The 21,349-nt window shown below is 66.9% G+C and carries 10 protein-coding genes; 8 read left to right on the forward strand and 2 right to left on the reverse strand.

From position 1 onward, the window contains the following. The 4 genes from ASD28_RS19765 to ASD28_RS19780 all read left to right on the forward strand — a co-directional run bounded on the left by ASD28_RS19765 (position 1) and on the right by ASD28_RS19780 (position 7,032). Entirely contained in the window at positions 1 to 1,158 is a 1,158-nt protein-coding gene (locus tag ASD28_RS19765; RefSeq protein ID WP_056131962.1) for an acyl-CoA dehydrogenase family protein, read from the forward strand. After that, positions 1,158 to 1,550, forward strand: a complete 393-nt coding sequence (locus ASD28_RS19770; RefSeq protein ID WP_056132527.1) for a RidA family protein — start codon at positions 1,158 to 1,160, stop codon at positions 1,548 to 1,550. Before ASD28_RS19765 ends, ASD28_RS19770 begins: the two co-directional genes overlap by 1 nt. A 140-nt stretch (positions 1,551 to 1,690) precedes the next feature. Then, the gene (locus ASD28_RS19775; RefSeq protein ID WP_082579162.1) at positions 1,691 to 6,421 is read left to right on the forward strand and encodes a discoidin domain-containing protein; all 4,731 of its coding nucleotides are present in this window, start codon (positions 1,691 to 1,693) and stop codon (positions 6,419 to 6,421) included. Positions 6,422 to 6,429: 8 nt separating this feature from the next. Then, entirely contained in the window at positions 6,430 to 7,032 is a 603-nt protein-coding gene (locus ASD28_RS19780; protein ID WP_056131966.1) for an NF038129 family PEP-CTERM protein, read from the forward strand. Positions 7,033 to 7,044: 12 nt separating this feature from the next. On the opposite strand, the gene ASD28_RS19785 is transcribed toward ASD28_RS19780, so the two are convergent. Further along, positions 7,045 to 9,171 carry a LamG-like jellyroll fold domain-containing protein gene (locus ASD28_RS19785; protein WP_056132531.1) on the reverse strand — a complete coding sequence of 709 codons (2,127 nt, stop codon included), beginning with the start codon at positions 9,169 to 9,171 and terminating at the stop codon, positions 7,045 to 7,047. Between the two features lie 455 nt (positions 9,172 to 9,626). On the opposite strand from ASD28_RS19785, the gene ASD28_RS19790 reads away from it, so the two are divergent. The 4 genes from ASD28_RS19790 (at position 9,627) to ASD28_RS19805 (ending at position 19,540) form a co-directional block, all read left to right on the forward strand. Continuing rightward, positions 9,627 to 11,102: a hypothetical protein gene (locus ASD28_RS19790; protein ID WP_056131968.1), complete on the forward strand. Its 1,476-nt coding sequence runs from the start codon at positions 9,627 to 9,629 to the stop codon at positions 11,100 to 11,102. Positions 11,103 to 11,155: 53 nt separating this feature from the next. Further along, positions 11,156 to 14,281: a glycoside hydrolase family 2 TIM barrel-domain containing protein gene (locus tag ASD28_RS19795; protein WP_056131971.1), complete on the forward strand. Its 3,126-nt coding sequence runs from the start codon at positions 11,156 to 11,158 to the stop codon at positions 14,279 to 14,281. Positions 14,282 to 14,502: 221 nt separating this feature from the next. Further along, a complete protein-coding gene (locus tag ASD28_RS19800; RefSeq protein ID WP_056131974.1) occupies positions 14,503 to 17,472 on the forward strand; it encodes a TonB-dependent receptor in 2,970 nt (989 codons plus the stop codon). An 85-nt stretch (positions 17,473 to 17,557) separates the two neighbouring features. After that, the gene (locus ASD28_RS19805; protein ID WP_156650920.1) at positions 17,558 to 19,540 is read left to right on the forward strand and encodes a beta-L-arabinofuranosidase domain-containing protein; all 1,983 of its coding nucleotides are present in this window, start codon (positions 17,558 to 17,560) and stop codon (positions 19,538 to 19,540) included. Here the strand turns inward: ASD28_RS19805 and ASD28_RS19810 are convergent. Beyond that, complete coding sequence (locus ASD28_RS19810) at positions 19,501 to 21,174, reverse strand: glycoside hydrolase 43 family protein (protein ID WP_229412407.1); 1,674 nt, start codon at positions 21,172 to 21,174, stop codon at positions 19,501 to 19,503. The genes ASD28_RS19805 and ASD28_RS19810 overlap by 40 nt on opposite strands. Between the last annotated feature and the right edge of the window lie 175 nt (positions 21,175 to 21,349).

A 21,349-nucleotide genomic window follows, 5' to 3' on the forward strand; every position in this document is an offset into this window, starting at 1 on the left:
ATGGCGGACAAGTCCTATCTCGACTGGCCGTTCTTCGACGGGCGGCACGTCGACCTGGAAGAGGCGCTGGACGTATGGGCCGCCGCGTACGTGCGCGACCTGCACGGCACGGACGTCGATGCCGATTGCCGCCGCCTCGTGCGGATGCTGGGCGAAGGCGGCTGGCTGCGCCACGCGATCGGCGGCGCCGGTGCTCCCATCGACACGCGCGCGCTCTGCCTGATCCGCGAGACGCTGGCGCGCCACAACGGCCTGGCCGACTTCGCATTCGCCATGCAGGGCCTGGGATCGGGCGCGCTCAGCCTGTTCGGGACGGAGGCCCAGCGCGAACGCTACCTGCCGCGCGTGGCCCGCGGGGAGGCCATCGCGGCGTTCGCGCTGTCCGAGCCGGACGCCGGTTCCGACGTGGCCGCGCTGCGCTGCACGGCGCGGCTTGAGGGCGATGCGTACGTCCTCGACGGCGACAAGACGTGGATTTCCAATGGCGGCATCGCGGACTTCTACGTCGTGTTCGCGCGCACGGGTGAAGCGCCGGGCGCGCGCGGCATCGGCGCGTTCGTCGTCGATGCGGGCACGCCGGGCTTCACGATCGCGGAACGGCTGGCCGTCATCGCGCCGCACCCGCTGGCCCGGCTGCGGTTCGAGGGTTGCCGGGTGCCCGCGGCGCAGCGCATCGGCGCGGCCGGGCAGGGCTTCAAGGTGGCGATGGCGACGTTGGACGTGTTCCGCACGTCCGTCGCGGCGGCCGCCCTCGGGTTCGCGCGCCGCGCGTTCGACGACGCGCTGGCCCATGCGACGCAGCGGCGGATGTTCGGCCAGACGCTCGCGGATTTCCAGCTGACGCAGGCGAAGCTCGCGCAGATGGCGACGCACATCGACGCGAGCGCGCTGCTGACGTACCGGGCGGCGTGGCAGCGCGACCGCGGCGGCAAGGTGACGAAGGAAGCGGCGATGGCGAAGATGACGGCGACCGAGTCGGCGCAGCAGGTCATCGACGCGGCGGTGCAGATGTTCGGCGGCCTTGGCGTCACGAGCGGCCATCCGGCCGAGCGGCTGTATCGCGAGATCCGCGCGCTGCGCATCTACGAGGGCGCCACCGAAGTCCAGCAACTGATCATCGCGCGCGAACTGCTGCGCGCGGCAAAGGAAGAACGATGATGGAGATACTGCAACCACCCGGCTGGCCGCGCCCGCGCGGGTACGCGAACGGCATCGCGGCGCGCGGCCGCCTTGTGTTCGTGAGCGGGATGATCGGCTGGAACGCGGACGGCCAGTTCGCCAGCGACGATTTCAGCGCGCAGGCCGGACAGGCGCTGCGCAACATCGTCGAGGTGTTGCGCGCGGCGGGCGCGCGGCCGGAACACATCGTGCGCATGACGTGGTACGTGGTCGACCGTCGCGAATACCTGGCCGCCGGCAGCGCCCTGGGCGCCGTCTATCGCGACATCATCGGCGCCCATTATCCGGCCATGACGGCCGTCGAAGTGCGCGCGCTGGTCGAGGACCGCGCCCGCGTGGAAATCGAGGCGACGGCGGTCGTGCCGGACTGATACCGATTTTGGTATCGATCACAATTATTTCGGAATGGCAGGTTTTACACCGGTTTATGCATGCTAGACTCCTCGTGGGGTATCGATAACATAGACGTTGTCGGGGATCCCGCGAAAACAATACCGAACAGGAGACTACAATGCGTAAATCCCGTACCCGCACGCCCATGTTGCGGGCAGCGGCGCTGGCGGTGTCGCTCGCCGTCGCGAGCCTGCTTCCTGCCGCGCACGACGCCGTCGCGGCCGACACGATCCAGACCATCCTCACGAGCTACCAGCCCGCCATCGACGAGTTCACCGACGCGAACGGCTTCAGGCATCCCGGCGTCGGCCTCACGAAGGAGGTGCTGGAGAACATGCGCGCGGAAGTGCAGGCGCAGAAGGAGCCGTGGAACACCTATTTCAACATGATGCTGTTGTCCGGCGCGGCGTCGAAGACGGTGGCATCGAAAAACCAGAGCGGCGCCGATCCGACGAAGCCGGCGGTGGTGGCGTTCAACAGCCAGGGCGTGGAATCGAAATTCATCGCGGACGCGCTGTCGGCCTACACCCAGTCCATCCTGTACTACGTGACGGGCGACGAGACCTACCGCGCCAACGCGATGCGCCTGATCCGCATCTGGGCGCAGATGGATCCCGCCCAGTACGCGTATTACACGGACGCGCACATCCACACGGGCATTCCCATGAGCCGGATGATGGCCGCGGCCGACATCATGCGCACCACGACTTGCCAGACGGCGGCGCTGGCCTGGACCGACCAGGACACGGTGAACCTGACGAACAACCTGATCGTGCCCGTCACGGAAACGTTCAACCACAGCCCCGACCACTTCATGAACCAGCACCTGTACGCGCTGCTGGGGTCCATGTCCGGCTATATCTTCACGGGCAACCGGGCCCGCTGGAACGAGGGCGTCGAGTGGTTCACGGTCAACCGGACGGCCGTCGACCAGGGCCAGAACGGGGCCATCAAGCAGCTGTTCCGTCTCGTGACGAAGAACGACCTGACCGGCGAAGCCGTGACGCCGATGGTGGAGCACGTGGAAATGGGACGCGACCAGGCGCACGGCGCCGGCGACGTCACCAACATGAGCATCCTCGCGCGCCTGCTGATGTCGCAGAACCAGAAGATCGACCCCGTCAACGGCACGCCGTCGGCGGCGCCGGACGCCGTGGGACCGTACGAATTCCTGAATGACCGCATCCTCGACGCCACGGAGTATTTCGCCGGCTTCATGCTGGGCTACGACACGCCCTGGGTACCGACCGCAGCCCACACGGACGCCAACGGCGTGCCGACCGTCGTCTACAAGACGCTGCAGGGCGGCTACCGGGGCCGCCTCACGCAGAATACGTGGGAGCCGTACTACTATTACAAGTACACGCGCGGACTGGACATGAACCAGCGCGCGCCCAACTACACCCGCATGTTCGCCGACCGCACGGTCTACAACTGGGACGGCGTGGACGGCGGCGGCGACTTCTGGCTCTTCATGCCGCCCGCGGCGGAAAGCGAGGGCACGCAATTCCTGGTCAAGCCCATCGTCGATCCGGTGCGCGAAGTCGAAGACCGTTTCACGTCGCTCGACGGCTTCGGGACCGCGATGCAGGACGACACCGCGTCGTTCATCCGCGTCGCGGCCACAGGAGCGGGCAGCCGGCTGGCCGTCGTCGGCTACGGCAACGGGACGCGCAGCGTGGCATTCCGCGTGCGCACCAACGGCGAAGCATCGATGGACGCTTTCGGCGACACCATCCTGCTGCCGGACACGCAGGGCCAGTGGCGCTACCTGAGCTATGCATTCGGCCAGTACCAGGGCCTGGGCGACTACCTGCCGCTCACCGTCAAGGGCGCCGGCACGACGGTCGACATCGACCACATCAACGTCAACCCGGGCGCCTCGATCACGCCGCCCGTGTTCACGAGCGGCGACGCGGACCTGAGCCTGTACACGAACGCCGGCTCCACGGCGACCGTGTCGTACAGCTTCGCGGCGACGGACGCCACGGCCACCGACGTCCTGACGTACACGATCGACCACCTGCCGCCCGGCGCCCAGTTCGACACGAAGACGGGCGCCTTCGCGTGGGTGCCGACGCAGGCCGGCACCTACAGCTTCATCGTCACGACGACCGACGGCACGGTCGTCACGTCGAAGGCCGTGCAGGTCGTCGTCGGCGCGGACCGCCAGTCCGCCGTCGCCGCGGTGACGGCCGGGTACAAGCCCGACACGCTGTACACGACCCCGAGCCTCGCCGCCTACAACGCGGCGTACGCCGACGCCACCAGCGCGGTGACGACGGCCACCGACGACCAGTTCTATCAGAAGCTGGGCGCGCTGCAGGCGGCGTTGAAGGGACTCTCCGAGCTGACGCCGCTGCTCGCCGACGGCAGCATGAACTACGCGAACATGTTCGTCTCGTCCACGTTCGGCACGCAGGTGCCGAATGCCGTGGACGGCACGCCAGATTCGTTCGTCGGCTATTACCTGGCCCAGAACCTCACCTATTACTTCGACTTCGGCCCGGGCTACAAGGTCAATGCCACCGCCTTCGGCATCCAGGCGCGTACGTCCTTCCCCGAGCGGGGCGGCGGCGTCGTCGCCTTCGGTTCGAACGACAACGAGAACTGGGTCCGCCTGACGCCGGGCATGACCGTCGTGACGGAGGACATGCAGACCCTGGCCGTCGGCGATGACCTCAAGGACCAGCAGTACCGCTTCTTCAAGGTGCAGATGATCCAGCCGTCGAGCTCCATGTTCGAGATGGGCGAATTCCGGATCTTCGGCACGCGCCACGAGACGGTCAACCTGCTGTCGTCCGTGTCGATCGGGTCCGACCAGGCGCTCAGGAAGCGCATCGTGCCGGGCAATACGGTCAAGCTGAACTTCCAGGCGACGGCCCCGATCAACGCCGTGGCCGCGACGATCCAGGGCGTCCCGGCCCAGGTGACGACGGCCGACAACGTGAACTACACGGCCACCGCCGTCATGCCGGGCGACGCGCAGCCGGGCACCGTCAAGTTCACCCTGAATTACAAGACCGGGGCCGGCGCCGATGCGGAACCCGTGCTGTTCACGACCGACAGCTCGTCGCTGTTCATCGCGGACCAGACGAACTACCTGGGCAACCTGCTGGCGATCACGAGCCTGCAGGATTCCAGCGGCCGCAACGCGACCGACCTGCTGGCGACGGTGAACACCCTGTTCGACGGCAATCTCGGCACCGGGACGGACTTCCGCGTCAACGGCAGCGGCTACGGCGGCTGGGTGATGTTCGACTTCAAGGAAGGCGGCAAGGCCACGATCCAGCGCGCGGAAGTGATCGGCCGCCAGGACCAGTACGCGTCGCGTATCAACGGCACCGTCGTGCAGGGCTCGAACGACAACGCGGCGTGGACGACCCTCTCCAACGCGGCCGGGAACACGGCCGACTGGCAGACCCTGACCGTGGCGAACCCGCAGCCTTACCGCTACATCCGCGTCATCAACGGCAATAGCTGGTACGGGAACATGGAAGAACTGCGCCTGTACGGCGTCGCCGAATCGTCGAACAAGATCGCGACCGTGTCGATGAGTTCCGCGCAGGCGCTGCGCACGCGCATCGTGCCCGGGAATGCCGTCAAGCTGACGTTCACGGCGAAAGAGGCGATCAGCGGCGTGGGTGTCGCGATCCAGGGCGTACCGGCCACCGTGACGACGACCGACAACATCAACTTCACGGCCACGGCGACCCTGCCCCAGGGCGTGGCGGCGGGTGCGGTCAAATTCGCCATCGGCTACACGCAGGCCAACGGTCAGCCCGGCTTCACGAGCACGGCGACCACCGACAATACCGCACTGACGCTGGTGGACGAGGCGGACACGATCCGCAACGTGCCGACCGTCGCCACCCTGATCGATTCGACGGTGAACCGGCCCGCGGCCACCACCCAGGCCGTCGTCACGAGCCTGTTCGACGCCAACCTCGGTTCGATCTCGGACTTCCGCACCGGCAGCAACAACTCGGGCGTGGGCGCGTACGTGACCTTCGACTTCAAGGCCGGCAACCAGGTCAACCTGACGGGCGTGGAGCTGGCGCCGCGCCAGGATAGCAATTACGGGCGCATCAAGGGCACCGTGATCCAGGGCTCGAACGACAACACGACGTGGACGACGCTGACCACGCCGGCCGCCTCGACGCTCGAGTGGCAATCGTTCCCCGTCGCCGACCCGACGCCGTACCGCTACCTCCGCATCTATAACGGCGGCACGTGGTACGGCAACCTGTCCGAAGTGCGCCTGCATGGTTCGCTGCATGGCGCCGACACGACACCGCCCGTGACGACCGCGAGCACGAGCGCGACACCTGCGGCGAACGTGACGGTCACGCTGTCCGCCACGGATACGGGCGGCAGCGTGAAGGCGACGTACTACACGGTGGACGGCGGCGCGCAGCAGACCGGAACGACGGTGGCATTGAACTCGACCGGCAGCCACACGGTGGCCTACTGGAGCGTCGACGCGGCCGGCAATACCGAGGCGCAGCACACGCTGGCCGTGAACGTCGCGCCGGTGGACGTCGGCGCGAACGTCAGGATGACCCAGCAGGGCGCGACCCTGAACCGCATGACCGGCAAGTACGTGGGCGGCGTGACCGTCACGAACACCGGCACGACCGCGCTGGCGGGGCCGTTGTGGCTCGCGCTGAATGGCCTGACGAGCGGCGTCACGCTCGACAACGCGGGCGGCACGACGGGCGGTGTGCCGTACGTCGCCGTCGCGGGGCCGCTGAATCCGGGCGCGACGCTCACCGTGCCGCTGACGTTCACCAATCCGAACCGTGTCGCGATCGGCTACGTGCCGGCGCTGTACCAACCCCACTTCTGAGGACAGCCATGACCATCCGATTCAAATCCCTTGTTTCCGCCCTCGCGCTGATGCTGGCGGCGGGCGCCGGCGCTGCGTCGGCCGAGACCATCCACGTCGCGATCGACACGTCGACCTTCGGCGCCGCCACGGGCTACGTCGACATGCAGCTGTCCGCCAGCAGCGGCGTGCCGCTGGCCACCGCGCTGGTCAGCAACATGGTGGGCTTCGACAGCACGGCGTTCATCGATTCGTGGGGCGTGACGCCCGTCGCGGGCGGCTACCTGTTCCGCAACGATACGTCGAATGACCTGTTTCACGCCGTGGACTTCGGCGGCACCCTGTCGTTCGACCTGACCTTCGCGGGCGCGCCCGATCCGGTGACGAGCTATGTGTCGCATTTCGTCGTGGCGGCGTTCGACGACGCGTTCGCGCCACTCGGCCACTATGATCCGTTCACGGGCGCGCTGGCCGATTTCACGTGGACGCCGGCGCTGGACGCGCAAGGGCGGGGGACGATCGCCGGCACGCTGACGGATCCCGCCGTGACGGCGGTGCCGGAACCGGCGGGGTATCTGCTGGCGGCGATCGGGTTGTCGGCGCTGGCGCTCGCGCGCCGGCGCCGGGTGTGACGGACCGGCAGGTCAGCTGGCGGAGATCAGCGCGGCGATGTCCGCCGCCGCCAGCGCGCCGCGGTAGATGCGGAACTCGTCGATGCGGCCATTGAAATATGGGTCGCCCGCATACTGCGAGCGGCCGATCCAGTTCCGGCTCGTGCCGCCCAGCTGCCACGGCGGCAGGAATTGCGCGCCGTTGCTGCCGACCGCGGTGCCGTTCACGTACAGGGTGGCCAGCTGTCCCGACAGCGTGACGGCCACGTGCACCCACTGCGCGGTCGGCAGCGCGGCCGTCCCCGTCACGGCCTGCTCGCCCTTGCCGCCGTCGACGGTGATGGCGAAGCGCACGACGCCGCTGCCCGAACGCGGCGTCAGGAACATGTAGCGGCCGGTGCCCGACCCGAAGTCGAAGATGCGTTCCCAATTCCGTGATGCGTTCCAATATACCCAGCAGGCCACCGTGAAATCGGTGAGATCCGTGACGAGGTTCGCGGGCAGGCTCACGTAATCCGTGCTGCCGTTCAGCGCCAGCGCGCTGCCCGATTTGCCGGCTCCCCACGTGCCGCTGCCCGTCAGCGTGCCCGCGTGGCCCTGGCCGCTGGCGTCGGACACGGTCGTCCCGGTGCCGTCGTTACACGCCAGGTAGGTGTGCAGCGTCTTGCCGACCTTGGCGGTGGCGCGGTTCGAATCAGCCGTCTCGCCCGCCGGCGTGATGGCGGAAACGACGTAGTACCAGGTGCCCGCGCCCGGATTGTCGGTGTATGTCAGCAGGTCCGTGATGCCGCTCGCGATGGTGCTCCAGGGGCCGCTCGTCGACGTGGCGCGCTTGACCTTGTAGCTCGTCGCGTAGGCGCTGCCCCACCACGACAATTCTACGCCGCCCGCCGGGGTGCGCGCTTTCAGGCCGCCGGGCGGCACGCCGGCGACGACGGGGTCGCGCGTGCAGGTGAGGGTGCCGTAGCCCAGCTGGTCGTAGCCGCCGCTCGTCGAGCCGTAGTTGCCGCCGCCGCCTTCCGGCTGGATCTGCAGGGCGAACATCTTCGAATATGGCGCCGCGAGACCCTTGCGGTTCACGTAATGGTTGTAGACCAGCGCCCAGCAGGGCCGTACATTGCCCCGGCTGTTCGTCGAGAAGACGGCCTGGTTGACGTTGTCGGCGTTGTTGTAGGGGACGTACGGCACCGTGTAATACGTCGTGCCGGACTGGATCAGGTTCGCCTTGGCCACGTATTCCGCGCCCATCAGGAAGCGGTTGTTGTCGTAGCCGTACAAGTCCACGCCCTGGTTCCAGGCCATCTCGCACATCGCGCCCATCAGCGCGATGCCGAGCGTGTTGTGGCCCTGGTCGCGTCCCGATTCCTGCCATTGGCCGAGGAAGCCCGGGTGGACGTAGTACACGGCCTGCGCGACGGCGCCGTTGCCCGCGCCCGACTTGAAGTAGGTGACGGCTTCGTCGAACAGGCCCTGGTCGTCGCACAGCACGCCGATGGCGAGGATAGCCGCCATCTGGCACAGGTCCCAGTTGGCCCAGTAATGCGTGACGTCGGTGTTGTTGTGGCGGATGAGGAAGTCGTGGTTGACCGGATAGAACACGGTCTTCATCATGTCCTGGAACGCGGCGAAATCCGCCGCGGCCCAGCCGGTGTAGGTGCGCACGATCTCGCCTGCGTTGGCGAATTCGTAGCCGTAGATGCCGGCGGCGAGGGCGGCGTCCGTCGTGCCCTGGATCGAGGTGAGGACGGACGACCAAGCATTCATGATCTGCACGGCCTTGTCAGCATAGGCGGTGTCGCCCGAGATCTTCCAGCGCACGGCGCACGCATAGGCGGCGGCCACGTCGTTGAACAGCGTCGAATAGTTTTCAGGATGGACGCCGTCGTAGCCGCGGTACACGATGGTCTGCGGGTGCGGCGTGTAGGACAGGCTGGCGTGCGAATTATTGACCAGCAGGTTCCAGCTGCCCGACCACGGCGACGTCGTGTACTTCGCCTTCATGCGGTCGAAGTCGGCCTGCGTGTGCAGCAGGCCCGGATGGACGAAGGCGGTGGCGGCACCCGTGCCGCTCATCGTGCCGGTGGCGAGCGTGCGCGTGGCCGGTGCGTCGGCGCCGCCGCCCGCGCCGCAGCCGGCGAGCGCGAGGGCGCCGAGGCCCATCAGGAAGTCGCGGCGTCCCAACAGGGTGCGCGAGACCGCGTCGGGGGCTTCGGCCGGGGTCAGTGCGGATGTCAGGGCGGGGGCTTTGCAGTCGTTCGGTTCCATTTTTTTCATTGGTAGTCTCCATGCCATGCAGGCGAATGTTGAACTGCGATCGAAGGTGCTGCCGTACTGCCGCGCCGATGCTAGCACGTATGCATCTATTTTGTTATCGTTAACCGCGATCTTGATCAACCGCGCTGCCATGTCCAAAACATATCGATTTCGATAAAAAAGGCATGCCTGCGGCGCCACCGCCACCGTTAAGATGTGCGGCAGCGTAGGCCGGGATCCGGGAATCCGGAGAGTTCTTGACATCGTTTCCAGATGTGTTATAACTGGCCGAGTTATCGATACCAAAATCAAACGACAAGCCCGGCGGCGTGAACCGCACCACGGGCAAAGGAGACGATCCGTTGTTCACGTTACGTGCGTTCGCGCGCCGCTGCGCCGCGCCGCTTGCCGTCCTGCTGGGATGCCTCGCGGCCGATGCCGCCCAGGCCATCGAGAACCGGCTGCAGGTGCACCCGTTCCCGAATCCCATCCGCTACACCCACCACAACGACGACTACACGGTGCGCGTGCGCGCGCCCGGCGGGCAGTGGCAGGACCTGTACGAGTACAACGTGAAGGTCGACCTGGACAAGCCGCAGGACGCCTCGATGGTCTACTTCAACTTCGACGGCGCGGTGGAAGTGGCGGTCCAGAAGAACAACGGCGCGTTTTCGAAAGTGGCGGTGCGGCCGGACGCGAAGGGCGTCAAGCCGCTCGTGCGCGACGGCGTCGTGTATTTCACGCTGCGTCGGCCTGAGAACCTGAGCGTGGAGTTCGACGACGATCGCCTGCACAACCTGCACGTGTTCACGCACGCGATCCGCGCCGACATGCCGGCCGTGCCGGCGAACCTGGCCTCGAACGACATCGGCACGGGCACCGCGCCCGATTTCACGCAGCCCGTCGTGTTCTTCGGACCGGGCATCCACAAGGGCGACTTCCGGCTGCGCTCGCACACGAAGGTGTACATCCACGGCGCCGCGGTCCTGAAAAGCCCGCTCGTGATCGACGGCGTCGAGGACGTGCAAGTGTTCAGCGACGGCCTGTTCGACGGCACCGACGTGACGACCATCCGGAATTCGCGCAACATCGGGATCGACGGCCCGATCGCCATCAATCAGCCGCACGGCACGATGCGCTGCATCATGTCGCAGGACCTCGTCGAGACGAGCATCCGCACCATCGGCGCCGGCCAGTGGTCGGACGGCATCGGCCACTTCGCGTGCGAGCGCGTGACGATCGCGGACAGCTTCGTGCGCACGTCGGACGACTGCCTGACGTTCTACAACCACCGCTGGGACATCTGGGGCAATACGCGCGACGTGCAGGTCCGGGACACGACCCTGTGGGCCGACATCGCCCACGCGATCATGATCGGCATCCACGGCAATACGCCGACCCCGGCGCATCCGCAGAGCGAGGTGCTGGAGCGCCTGCGCTTCTCGAACATCGACATCCTCGATCACGACGAGGACGACCCGGAATACGAGGGCGCGCTGGGGATCATGGCGGGCGATGACAACCTGGTGCGCGACGTCGTGTTCGAGGACATCCGCGTCGACCGCATCGAGGAAGGGAAGCTCTTCAACCTGAAGATCGCGTACACGGCCAAGTACAACACGAGCCCCGGACTGGGCATCGAGAATGTCACCTTGCGCAACATCCACTACACGGGCAAGGGCGCGCCGAGCGCGTCCGCCATCACGGGTCGCGACGCCACGCGCACGGTGAAGAATGTGACGATCGAGAACGTGACCGTGGGCGGCAAGCGGCTCACGGCGCCCGAGGCAGGACTGCTGGAAGTGAACGGCTTCGTCGACGGCCTGCGCTTCCGCTGACACAGCAACCATAACGATAACGATAACGATAACGATAACGACAGAGGAGAGACATGGAATCCACGAACATCATCGCGGCCGTGCTGCTGGCGACGGCGGCCTTGCCGGCGCTGGCCGCGCAGCCGAAACCGGCCGAGTGGGAGCAGCCGGAAGTGGTCGCGGTCAACCGCGAGCCGATGAAGGCGACGTTCTTCAATTTCGAATCGCGCGAGAAAGCGCTGGCCGGCGACAAGGCCGCGTCGCAGTACTACGTCTCGCTCGACGGCACGTGGTCCTTCGCGTACTCGACGACCCCGGAAACCCGCCCGAAGGATTTCTACAAGCTGTCGTACGACGTCAGCAAGTGGGGGCGGATCCAGGTTCCCGGCATGCTGCAGACGCAAGGCTACGGCAAGCCGATCTTCACGAACATTCGCTATCCGTTCCCCGCCAACGAGCCGTTCATTCCGCATGACCTGAACGAAGTCGGCTCGTACCGCCGCGAGTTCGACGTGCCGGCCGCGTGGAACGGCCGCGACGTGTTCCTGCAGATCGGCGCCGCGGGCGCCGCCTATTATGTGTGGGTGAACGGCCAGAAGGTCGGCTATTCCGAGGATTCCAAGCTGCCTTCCGAATTCGACCTGACCCGCTACGTGCACCCGGGCCGCAACACGATCGCCATCGAGCTGTATCGCTGGGCGGACGGCTCGTACCTGGAAGACCAGGACTTCTGGCGCGTCAACGGCATCGAACGCAGCGTGTACGTGTATGCCGAACCGAAGACGCGGCTGCGCGACTACCGCGTGACCGCGGGGCTGGACAAGTCGAATTATCGCGACGGCCGCTTCGAACTCGTCGCCGAGATGGCGGGCGCGCCGGCCACGGTGGACGTGGAGGCGCGGGTGCTGGACGGCACGCGCGAAGTGCTGCGCGTGAAAGGCACGCCGGGTGCGGACCGCAAGGCGGTGCTGGCCGGAGCGATCCCCGCCGTGAAACCCTGGTCGGCCGAGACGCCGAACCTGTACACGCTGCTCGTGGAGGTGACGGATGCGCAGGGCCGGCTGGTCTCGGCGACGTCGCGCCGCATCGGCTTCCGCACGGTGGAGATCGCCGACGGCGAAGTGCGCGTGAACGGCAAGCGGGTGATGATCAAGGGCGTCAACCGGCACGAGCACGACCCCCATACCTACCGCGTGATGTCGATGGCGTCGATGCGCAAGGACATCGAGCTGATGAAGCGGGCCAATGTGAACGCCGTGCGCGCGTCGCATTATCCGAACGATCCGCGCTGGTACGACCTGGCCGACGAATACGGCCTGTACATCATGGACGAGGCGGACCTCGAGTCGCACGGCTACATGGAGAAGGGCGACCAGGCGGGCGACCCGCAGAAGCGCGCCGCGATCCAGCTGGGTTACAAGCCGCACTGGCGTATCGCCCACCTGGACCGCATCTCGCGCATGGTGGAACGCGACAAGAATTCGCCGTCGGTCATCTTCTGGTCGCTGGGGAACGAGGCCGGCACGGGGCCGAACTTCGAGAACGCGGCCGCGTGGATCCGCAAGAACGATCCGACGCGCCTGATCAGCTACCTGGGCCACGGCACCATCGGCGAGGAACATCTGCCGAACGCCTACGTCGACATCTACGCGCCCATGTATGACGACATCGAGAAGATGGCCGACTACGCGCTCGACCCGAACTTCCGCCAGCCGATGATCCAGTGCGAGTACGCCCACGCGATGGGCAATTCGCTGGGCAACCTGGAGGACTACTGGCAGGTCATCCGCGCGCACCGCAAGCTGCAGGGCGGCTTCGTGTGGGACTGGGTCGACCAGAGCGTCATCGCGAAGGACGACAAGGGCCGTACCTACTGGGCGTCCGGCTTCGACCTGAACCCGGAGCGGGGCGACAACAGCGTGGTCGGCGACGGCGTCGTGCGCTCGGACCGCACGCCGGATCCGGAATACTACGAACTGCAGAAGGTCTATTCGCCCGTCGTCTTCGAAGGCGACCCGGCGGCAGGCAGCGTCGAGGTCGTGAACCGCTACGATTTCCGCGACCTGTCGCATCTCGCGTTCGACTGGGAACTGGCGCGCGACGGCGTCGTCGTCGCCCGCGGCACGCTGGCCGATGCGGCCACGCCGGCCGGCGCCCGCCAGAAACTGGCGCTGGCATTGCCCGATGTCGCACCCGGAGGCGAGCGTGTACTGACCGTGCGGGCGAAGACCCGTGCGGCGCTGCCGGGCGTGGAGCAGGGCGCCGTCGTCGGCTGGTCGCAGTTCGTGCTGGCGTCGCCGCGCGCCGCGCAGAAACAGCTGGCCGCCGTGGCGCCTGTCCGCACGGACGGCGCGGTGGAGCTGCGCGCCGCCGACGCCGTACTGCGCGTCGCACCGGACACCGGCCTCGTGACCTACACGGTGGCCGGCCGCACGGTCCTGAAGGGCGGTTCGCCGAATTTCTGGCGCGGCCTGACGGACAATGACGAGGGTTCCGGCGTGGACAAGAGCCACTGGGTGTGGCGGACGTTCACCGACCAGCGCAAGGTGCGCGACGTGACCGTGACGGGCGACGGAGTGCGCGTGCTGTTCAGCTTCGGCGCCGGCGCGGCGCACTGGGAAAACGTCTACCGGATGCGCGCCGACGGCAGCGTCGACGTGCAGGCCAGCTTCACGCCGCTGCGTGACGACCTGCCGGATCCACTGCGCCTGGGCCTGCGCTTCGACAGCCTCCCGGCGCTCGATGCGCTGTCATGGTACGGCCGTGGTCCGTACGAATCGTATGCGGACCGCAAGACGGGATCCGCACTGGGCCAGTACGCGGGCAAGGTGGCGGACCAGTACCACGGTTATATCCGCCCGCAGGAAAGCGGCAACAAGACAGACGCGCGCTGGTTCCAGCTGCAGGACGGCGCCGGCACCGGCATCCGCGTGGACTTCGATGCGCCGGGCGCGTTCAATGCGCTGGCCTTCCCGTACGAAGACCTGTACCTGCGGCCGCGCGGCACGTGGAAGAGTTCCGAGATCGCGCCGCATGGCGACGGCTCGGTGCTCATCGACCTGGCCCAGGCGGGCGTGGGCGGCGACACCGGCTGGAGCCTGGACGGGCGGCCGCACGTGAAGTACCGCATCCCGCTCGCACCCGCCAGCTATCGCTTCGTGCTCGCCCCCGTGCGTGCCAAGCGGGTGGCGGACAGGTGATCGATAACCGGGACATTCGCGTCCCGGATCACGATGCCGGCGGCCCGTCAAGGTGCCGGCGTCGCGTAGATACCACATCAATAATGATATTTCGCAAAGGAACTACCACGAGGAAGGACGCGGCCTATAATTCAACCTAGATTTGTTATCGATACCTAAAACGTCGGCCACACAGAGCCGGGAAAAAACCCATGCCAAATCGGATTACAGAGGAGAACCAAATGAAGCAGAATCACCGCAATCTCGGACCGACGATGTCGGTCGTCGCCGTGGCGCTCGCCCAAGCCTTCGCGGGCCACGCCTGGGCGCAGCAGGCGGACGCCAACACGGTCGTCGTGACGGGCATCCGCGCCAGTGCGCAATCGTCGCTGGCGATCAAGCGCGACTCGATGGAGGTCGTCGACTCGATCAGCGCCGACGACATCGGCAAGCTGCCGGACCCGAACGTCACGGAGACCATGACGCGCATTCCCGGCGTGCAGGGCTACCGCTACGGCGGCGAGGGCGCTTCGCCCGTGGGCACCGGCTCCGGCGTGACGATCCGCGGCCTGTCCGGCCAGACGGCGTCGGAAGTGAACGGCCGCGCCTACTTCACGGCCGGCAGCCGCGAATTCAACCTGGAAGGCGCGATTCCGGGCATGGTCGCCGGCATCGACGTGTACAAAAACCCGTCGGCCGAACACATCGAGGGCGCCATCGGCGGCCTGGTCAACATCCGCACCCGCAATCCGAGCGACTTCAAGGGCCTGACGGGCGCACTGAACATCGGCGGCCGCTACAACGACCTCGCGAAGAAGGGCAACCCGGAATTGTTCGGCATGATCGCCAACCGCTGGAACCTGCAGGGCGGCGGGCGCATCGGCGTGATGGCGGCAGCCGTGTTCCAGCAGAGCACGGGCCGTTCGGACAACAACCCGGCCAACGGCGGCGCCAACTACAAACGCGCGGTCCGCGCCGACAGCGCCGAATACGCGACCCTGGCGGCCGCCAACGCGGCGAACGACCCGTCCAGGCCGATGTCGCAGTACGTCGGCCGCACCGACGTCTCTTACCTGGCGAGCGTGCCCACGCTGCCGACATCGACGACTGCCGGCGCCTACATGCCGAACCTGGCGGGCCTGACCCAGGAGCAGATCGGCAACGTCATGGCGGCGCCCGCACTCACCAATAACGTGTTCCAGGAAACGATCATGCGCACCCGCCGCGGCCTGAACCTGGCTGCCGACTGGCGCGTCGACAACACCCTGCGTTTCTACGTCGACGGCAACTACACCTACTACCTGTATCACCAGAATTACCGCGGCCTGAACTCGTCGGACATCAATACGCAGGCGAACAACGTGCAGAACCTGCAGACGGCGCCGTTCAGCCTGACCGAACAGTTCGCCAACGGCAACCTCAATGGCGGCAGCAACGACGTCCTCGCCACCAAGCGCTTCCTGAGCGGGAACTTCCTGAACACGAGGATGACGACGACCGGCGGCGACGAGCACCGTCCGTACACGACGTGGATCGCGGCGACCGGTGCGGAATGGCACCCGACGCCGGCCCTGTTCCTGAAGGCGGACATCAACTTCATCAAGGCCGACCAGACCCAGGACAACCGCGCCGTGACCCTGCTGTCCAACCCGGGCCTGTACTGGACCGTCAACCGCATGGCCGACGGCGCCCCGCACCAGACGACGTTCACCGGCCCGGACCTGTCCAACCCGGCCAACTTCATGTACCAGGCCTACAGCAACGGCACGCACCAGAGCTTCCACGACACCGGCGGCGCCGTGGCCCTGGACGGTACGTATTCGCTGGACGATGGCTGGTTCTTCAGCCGCATCAAGTTCGGCACCCGTGCCGCGCGCCAGTCGAGCAGCTTCAACAACTTCGCCTTCAGTGGCCGTCCGCTCACGACCGACGGACTTCCCCTCGCCGCGGACGGCAGCAACGGCATCTCGGCCGCGACCGGCGGTCATGTGCAGTCGTCGCCCACCAACTTCATGGACGGCCTGGCCGGCTATTCGGGCGGCTACGCCGTGTACAACCCCGACCAGCTGCTGGGCAACCAGGTCAGCGGCGCCTTCCCGAAGGCGGGCATCCTCCCGGAGAACGGCCTGGCGGAACAGGTCCTCGCGCGCCGCTACACGAACGAGAAGACCAAGGCGATCTACCTGGTGGGCGAATTCTCGCTGCTGGACGACCGGCTCAAGGGTAATGCCGGCGTGCGCGTGGTGCGAACCAACGGCGAATTCGTGGCGCAGGTGCCGAATGCGAGCGGCGTGATCGGCCCCTACAGCCGCACGACGTCGTACACGAACGCGCTGCCGTCGTTCAACCTGACGTACGACCTGGCGAAGGATTTCCTGGCGCGCTTCGGCTATGGCCGCGGCATGACGCGTCCGGGCCTCGACCAGCTCAACCCGTACGTCACCTACAACTCGACGCAGGGCACGGCGTCGGTCGGCAACCCGGAACTGCACCCGCTGACCGCGAACAGCTTCGACTTCTCGCTGGAGCGCTACTTCAGCAAGACGAACTACCTGGCAGCGGGCGTGTTCGACAAGGAGATCAACGGCTTCTTCAACGACGTCCAGAACTGCGAGTCCCTCGCGCTGGCGCCGGCCTACAACGGCGCGGTCGCGAACGGCTGCTCGGGCGGCCAGTACCTGGTGTCGAAGACCCTGAACTCCGAGAAGGGCTATGCGCGCGGCGTCGAGCTGTCGGGCCAGTACTTCTTCGACAGCGCCCCCGGCATCCTGAAGAATTTCGGCGTGGCCGGTTCGTACACCTACGTGAAGACGGACAACCCGTTCAACGTGGGCACGAAGGCCGCGCCGAACATCATCTCGACGCCGCAGCCGTTCGCCTCGAAGAACAGCTACAGCGTGAGCGCCCTGTACGAAGACAACAAGGCGTCCGCGCGCCTGGTCTACACGTGGCGTTCGCCGTCGGTGCTGTTCGGCTTCTCGCCGAACCCGATCGACGGCCGCTACATCGATGCCTACGGTATCCTGGACGGCTCGTTCAACTACCAGCTGACCGACAACCTGGCGCTGTCGCTGATCGCGTCGAACATCACCAACAAGACGCTCAATCGTAACGTCGGCGGCCTTGGGAACGAGAGCGGCATCGAACGCCAGCACTACGAGAACGGCCGCTTCTTCGGTTTCAGCTTGCGCTACAAGTTCGGCAACCTGTAATCTTCTCTCTCGTCGCGGGCCGCGTGCCCGCTTTCGACCGCCGCCGGTGTTTGCCGGCGGCGGTTTTTTTACGAAAGGCTTTTCGATGTCCTTCACCCGCCGTTCGATGCTCAAAGCCACCCTCGCGGCGTTCCCGGCGCATGGCGTCGCCCGCGACCTCGGCCAGCTTGCGCCGCCCGTGCCGGTCGACGCGGCGCGTGCCTTCCTGGCCGACCAGGTGCGCCTGCTGCCGGGAAGCCCGTTCCACGTCCGGCAGGAGCTGCATCGCACGGGGGTGCTCGCGTCCTACGATCCCGACAAACTGCTTTACCACTACCGCGCGTTGGCGAAACTTCCCCAGAAAGCGGGCATCGAGAAGGGCTACGACGGCTGGGACAGTGAATTCCTGCGTGGGCACATGACAGGGCACTATCTGTCCGCCGCGTCGCGCATGGCGGCGGCAACCGGAAGCCTGCGGTTTCGCGACCGCGTCAACTACCTCGTGGCCGAGCTCGCGGCATGCCAGAAGAGCCTGAATCAGGATGGCTACCTGGCCGCGTTTTCCACGGCCGCCTTCGACCAGCTCGAAGGCAAGCCCGGGGCCGACGCCGGGGGCATCGGGGTGCCTTATTACACGATCCAGAAGATCATGTCGGGCCTCCTCGACGCCCATGCCTACGTCGGCAACCAGCAGGCCCTCGACGTGGCCACCCGGATGGCCGACTACTTCGGCAAACGGCTCGCGCGGCTCGATGCCGGCCAGGTCGAGCGGATATTCCGCACGGACGGCAGCCGCAATCCGCAAAACGAATTCGGTGCGATGAGTGACGTCCTGACGGAGCTCTACAAGATCGACAAGAATCCCCGGCACCTCGACACCGCCCGCATGTTCCATCGCGCCTGGTTCGTCGGCCCGCTTGCCGACGGCGAGGACCGGTTGGGGGGCCTGCACGCCAATACGCACATCGCGCAGGTGGTGGGCCTGGCCAACGCCGCGAACGTCGATGGCAACGCGCTGGAACTGAAGGCGTCCGAGAACTTCTGGCGGCTGGTCGTGCACAGGCATGCGTTCGCCAACGGCGGCACGTCGGTGAACGAATGGTTCGATCAACCCGGCGTGGAGGCCGGCCCGTCGATCGACAGCGGGAAGGTATTGCCGCCGACGACCGCCGAAACCTGCAATACCCACAACATGCTCAAGCTGACCGCGAGACTGTTCGAGCGCGATCGTCGTGCGGACCTTGCCGACTACTACGAGCGTGCGCTGTACAACCACGTGCTGGCGTCGGTGGCGCCGGATTCCGGTGCGATGACGTATTTCACGCCGTTCCATGGGGACTTCCGCACCTATCTCAACGGCAGCTATTGCTGTACCGGCTCCGGTATCGAAAACACCGCGCGCTACAACGAAGGCATCTACTTCCACAAGGACGATGCGCTCTGGGTGAACCTGTACATCCCGTCCGAGCTCAGTTGGCGGCGAGCCGGGATCGTGTTGCGGCAGCAAGGGGACATCACGCGCGGCGACCCGGTGCGCCTGACGGTGGTGAAGCCGGGCGCCCGCGCCGTCACGCTCAATCTGCGCGTTCCCGCATGGGTCGCCGGACGGGTGACGCTCAGGATCAACGGCAAGCCGCAACCCGTGGACGCGCAGCCCTCGACCTATATCGCGTTGCGGCGGCAATGGCGGGCCGGCGACGTGATCGACCTGACGCTGCCGGCCGGGTTGCGGCTGGAGCAGGCCATGGACGACGCCTCGACGGTCTCCCTGTTCCATGGCCCGGTCTTGCTGGCCGGAGAACTTGGCAGGCAGGGCATGCCGGCCAGCGACGTGGGCGACAAGGATGCCTGGCTGAAGATCGCGGCCGTGCCGGTTCCCGATATCGTCGGCAAGTCCGGCAATCCCGCCGACTGGCTCGCGCCGGTCCCCGGTGATCCGTCCGCGTTCAGGTTCAAGGATGCAGGTCCGGCCAACGGCATCGTCGTCCGGCCGCTGTTCGACCTGCACCACCAACGCTATGCCGTGTACTGGCGCCTGAACGCAGCCGGTCAGTACGGCCCGACCCCCGGCGCCGTCACGTCGAAATAATCGGCTTCGAGGTACGACGGCTGCGTGCGCGCCCGCGCACCGACGCTGAACAGGCCCACCTGCGCGCCCACCCACGTGCCGCGCGTAACCGGGAACGGGTCGCCGGCCGGCTTGAACGCGCGGCCGTCCACGCTGTACGAAAAGCCGACGAACGCCGTTTCGTACATCGACATGCGCAGGACCACCTCGTCCGGCGCGTCCGGCAGCACGACGGTGGACTCCTCGCGGCAGCGCGGTCCGAACGGTCCGCACACGGTGCGCACGAGTTCCGTCTTCCCGCCGCTGCGGCGCAGGCCCACCCAGCCATACTGCATGGCGTTGACGATCAGGCCTGCCCGGTCGCCGTCGACGGCACCCTTGAGGCGCACGCGGGTCTCCACGACGAAGCGTGACGCGGGCACCTTCTGCGTGAGGATCGCGCCCGCGGCGCGCACGAAGCCGTCGGCTTCCGGCACCACCTGCGTGGCGAGGCGCAGGTGGCCGGGGTTGTCCGTCAGCGAGTACCAGCCGGGCGCCGGATTCGCGCCCCATTGCCATTGCAGGCCGAGGGCAGGGCCGTTAAACGCATCGCTCGTCGCCGGCGCTGCCGGGCCGAAGCCTTGCACCGGTTTCGCGTACGTGTTCACGGGTTCGCCGACGCCCGGGGTGCGGCCCGGTGCGCCGATGACCGGCCAGCCGTCCTGCCAGCGCATCGGCTGCAGGTGGACGACGCGGCCATACGCCCCCTTGTCCTGGAAGTGCACGAACCAGTCCTTGCCGTCCGGGGCATCCACCCACGCGCCCTGGTGCGGCCCGTTGATCGGGGTGTCGCCCTGGTCCATCACGCGGCGCGCTTCGTACGGGCCGTCGATCGAGCGCGAACGGAACACGGCCTGCCAGCCCATCTCGACGCCGCCGGCGGGGGCGAACACGTAGTAATAGCCGTTCGCCTTGTACAGCTTCGGCCCCTCGACCGTGTGGTAGCCGGGATAGCGGCCGCCGTCGATGATGATCTTGCCGCCGTCGTCCAGCAGGCGCGTCGCCTGCGGGTCCATGCGGCGCAAGGTCAGCACGTTGTTGATGCCGGAGCGGCTCTTCGCCCAGGCGTGCACCAGGTACGCCTTGCCGTCGTCGTCCCACAGCGGCGCGGGATCGATGATGCCGCGCCCGGCCAGCAGCAGCCGCGGCGGCGTCCACGGGCCCGCGAAATGCTCGGCCGTCGTCACGTAGACGCCGTAGTCCGGATCGGGGTAGAAGATCCAGAAGCGGCCGTCGTGCCAGCGCAGCGTCGGCGCCCACACGCCCTTGCCGTATTGCGGACGGTCGAACACGTCGGCCGGTTCCAGCCGGGGCAGGGCGTGGCCGACGAGCGTCCAGTTCACCAGGTCCGGCGACTCCAGCAGCGGCAGGCCGGGCGCATTGTTGAAGCTGGATGCCGTCATGTAGAAGGTGTCGCCGACGCGGATCGCGTCCGGATCGGAATAATCCGCGTGCAGGATGGGGTTGCGGTAGCGGCCGTCGCCGAGATCCGCGATCCAGGGCGCGGCGGCGAGGCCCGCGGGCGCCTGCGGCTGGGCAGGCGCGGCCACGGTACGGCAGCCCGCGACGGCCGCGGCGGCGAGCAGCACGGCGATGGTGAGGCGAGAGGCAGGCAAGACAGTCTCCTTCTTCATTCGGTGAAACTTGGGGTTGTTATCGATCTCATGGTAGCATTGTTGAATTGGTGCAATCAAGGCATCCATGCTGCATGGAGAGCCGTCAAGCGGGCTGCCATGCGGCGTTGTCAGAAGTGGCATTTCCCCTGGCACGGCGGTATCATGTGACATCGTG

Source organism: Massilia sp. Root133 (assembly GCF_001426525.1).
Taxonomy (GTDB): Bacteria; Pseudomonadota; Gammaproteobacteria; order Burkholderiales; family Burkholderiaceae_D; genus Telluria; species Telluria orientalis.

What these genes read in the sequence shown, in the direction of transcription:
- ASD28_RS19765 (WP_056131962.1), top strand. Translation starts at nt 1, where the DNA reads ATGGCGGACAAGTCCTATCTCGACTGGCCGTTCTTCGACGGGCGGCAC.
- ASD28_RS19770 (WP_056132527.1), top strand. Translation starts at nt 1,158, where the DNA reads ATGGAGATACTGCAACCACCCGGCTGGCCGCGCCCGCGCGGGTACGCG.
- ASD28_RS19775 (WP_082579162.1), top strand. Translation starts at nt 1,691, where the DNA reads ATGCGTAAATCCCGTACCCGCACGCCCATGTTGCGGGCAGCGGCGCTG.
- ASD28_RS19780 (WP_056131966.1), top strand. Translation starts at nt 6,430, where the DNA reads ATGACCATCCGATTCAAATCCCTTGTTTCCGCCCTCGCGCTGATGCTG.
- ASD28_RS19785 (WP_056132531.1), bottom strand. Translation starts at nt 9,171, where the DNA reads ATGGGCCTCGGCGCCCTCGCGCTCGCCGGCTGCGGCGCGGGCGGCGGC.
- ASD28_RS19795 (WP_056131971.1), top strand. Translation starts at nt 11,156, where the DNA reads ATGGAATCCACGAACATCATCGCGGCCGTGCTGCTGGCGACGGCGGCC.
- ASD28_RS19800 (WP_056131974.1), top strand. Translation starts at nt 14,503, where the DNA reads ATGAAGCAGAATCACCGCAATCTCGGACCGACGATGTCGGTCGTCGCC.
- ASD28_RS19805 (WP_156650920.1), top strand. Translation starts at nt 17,558, where the DNA reads ATGTCCTTCACCCGCCGTTCGATGCTCAAAGCCACCCTCGCGGCGTTC.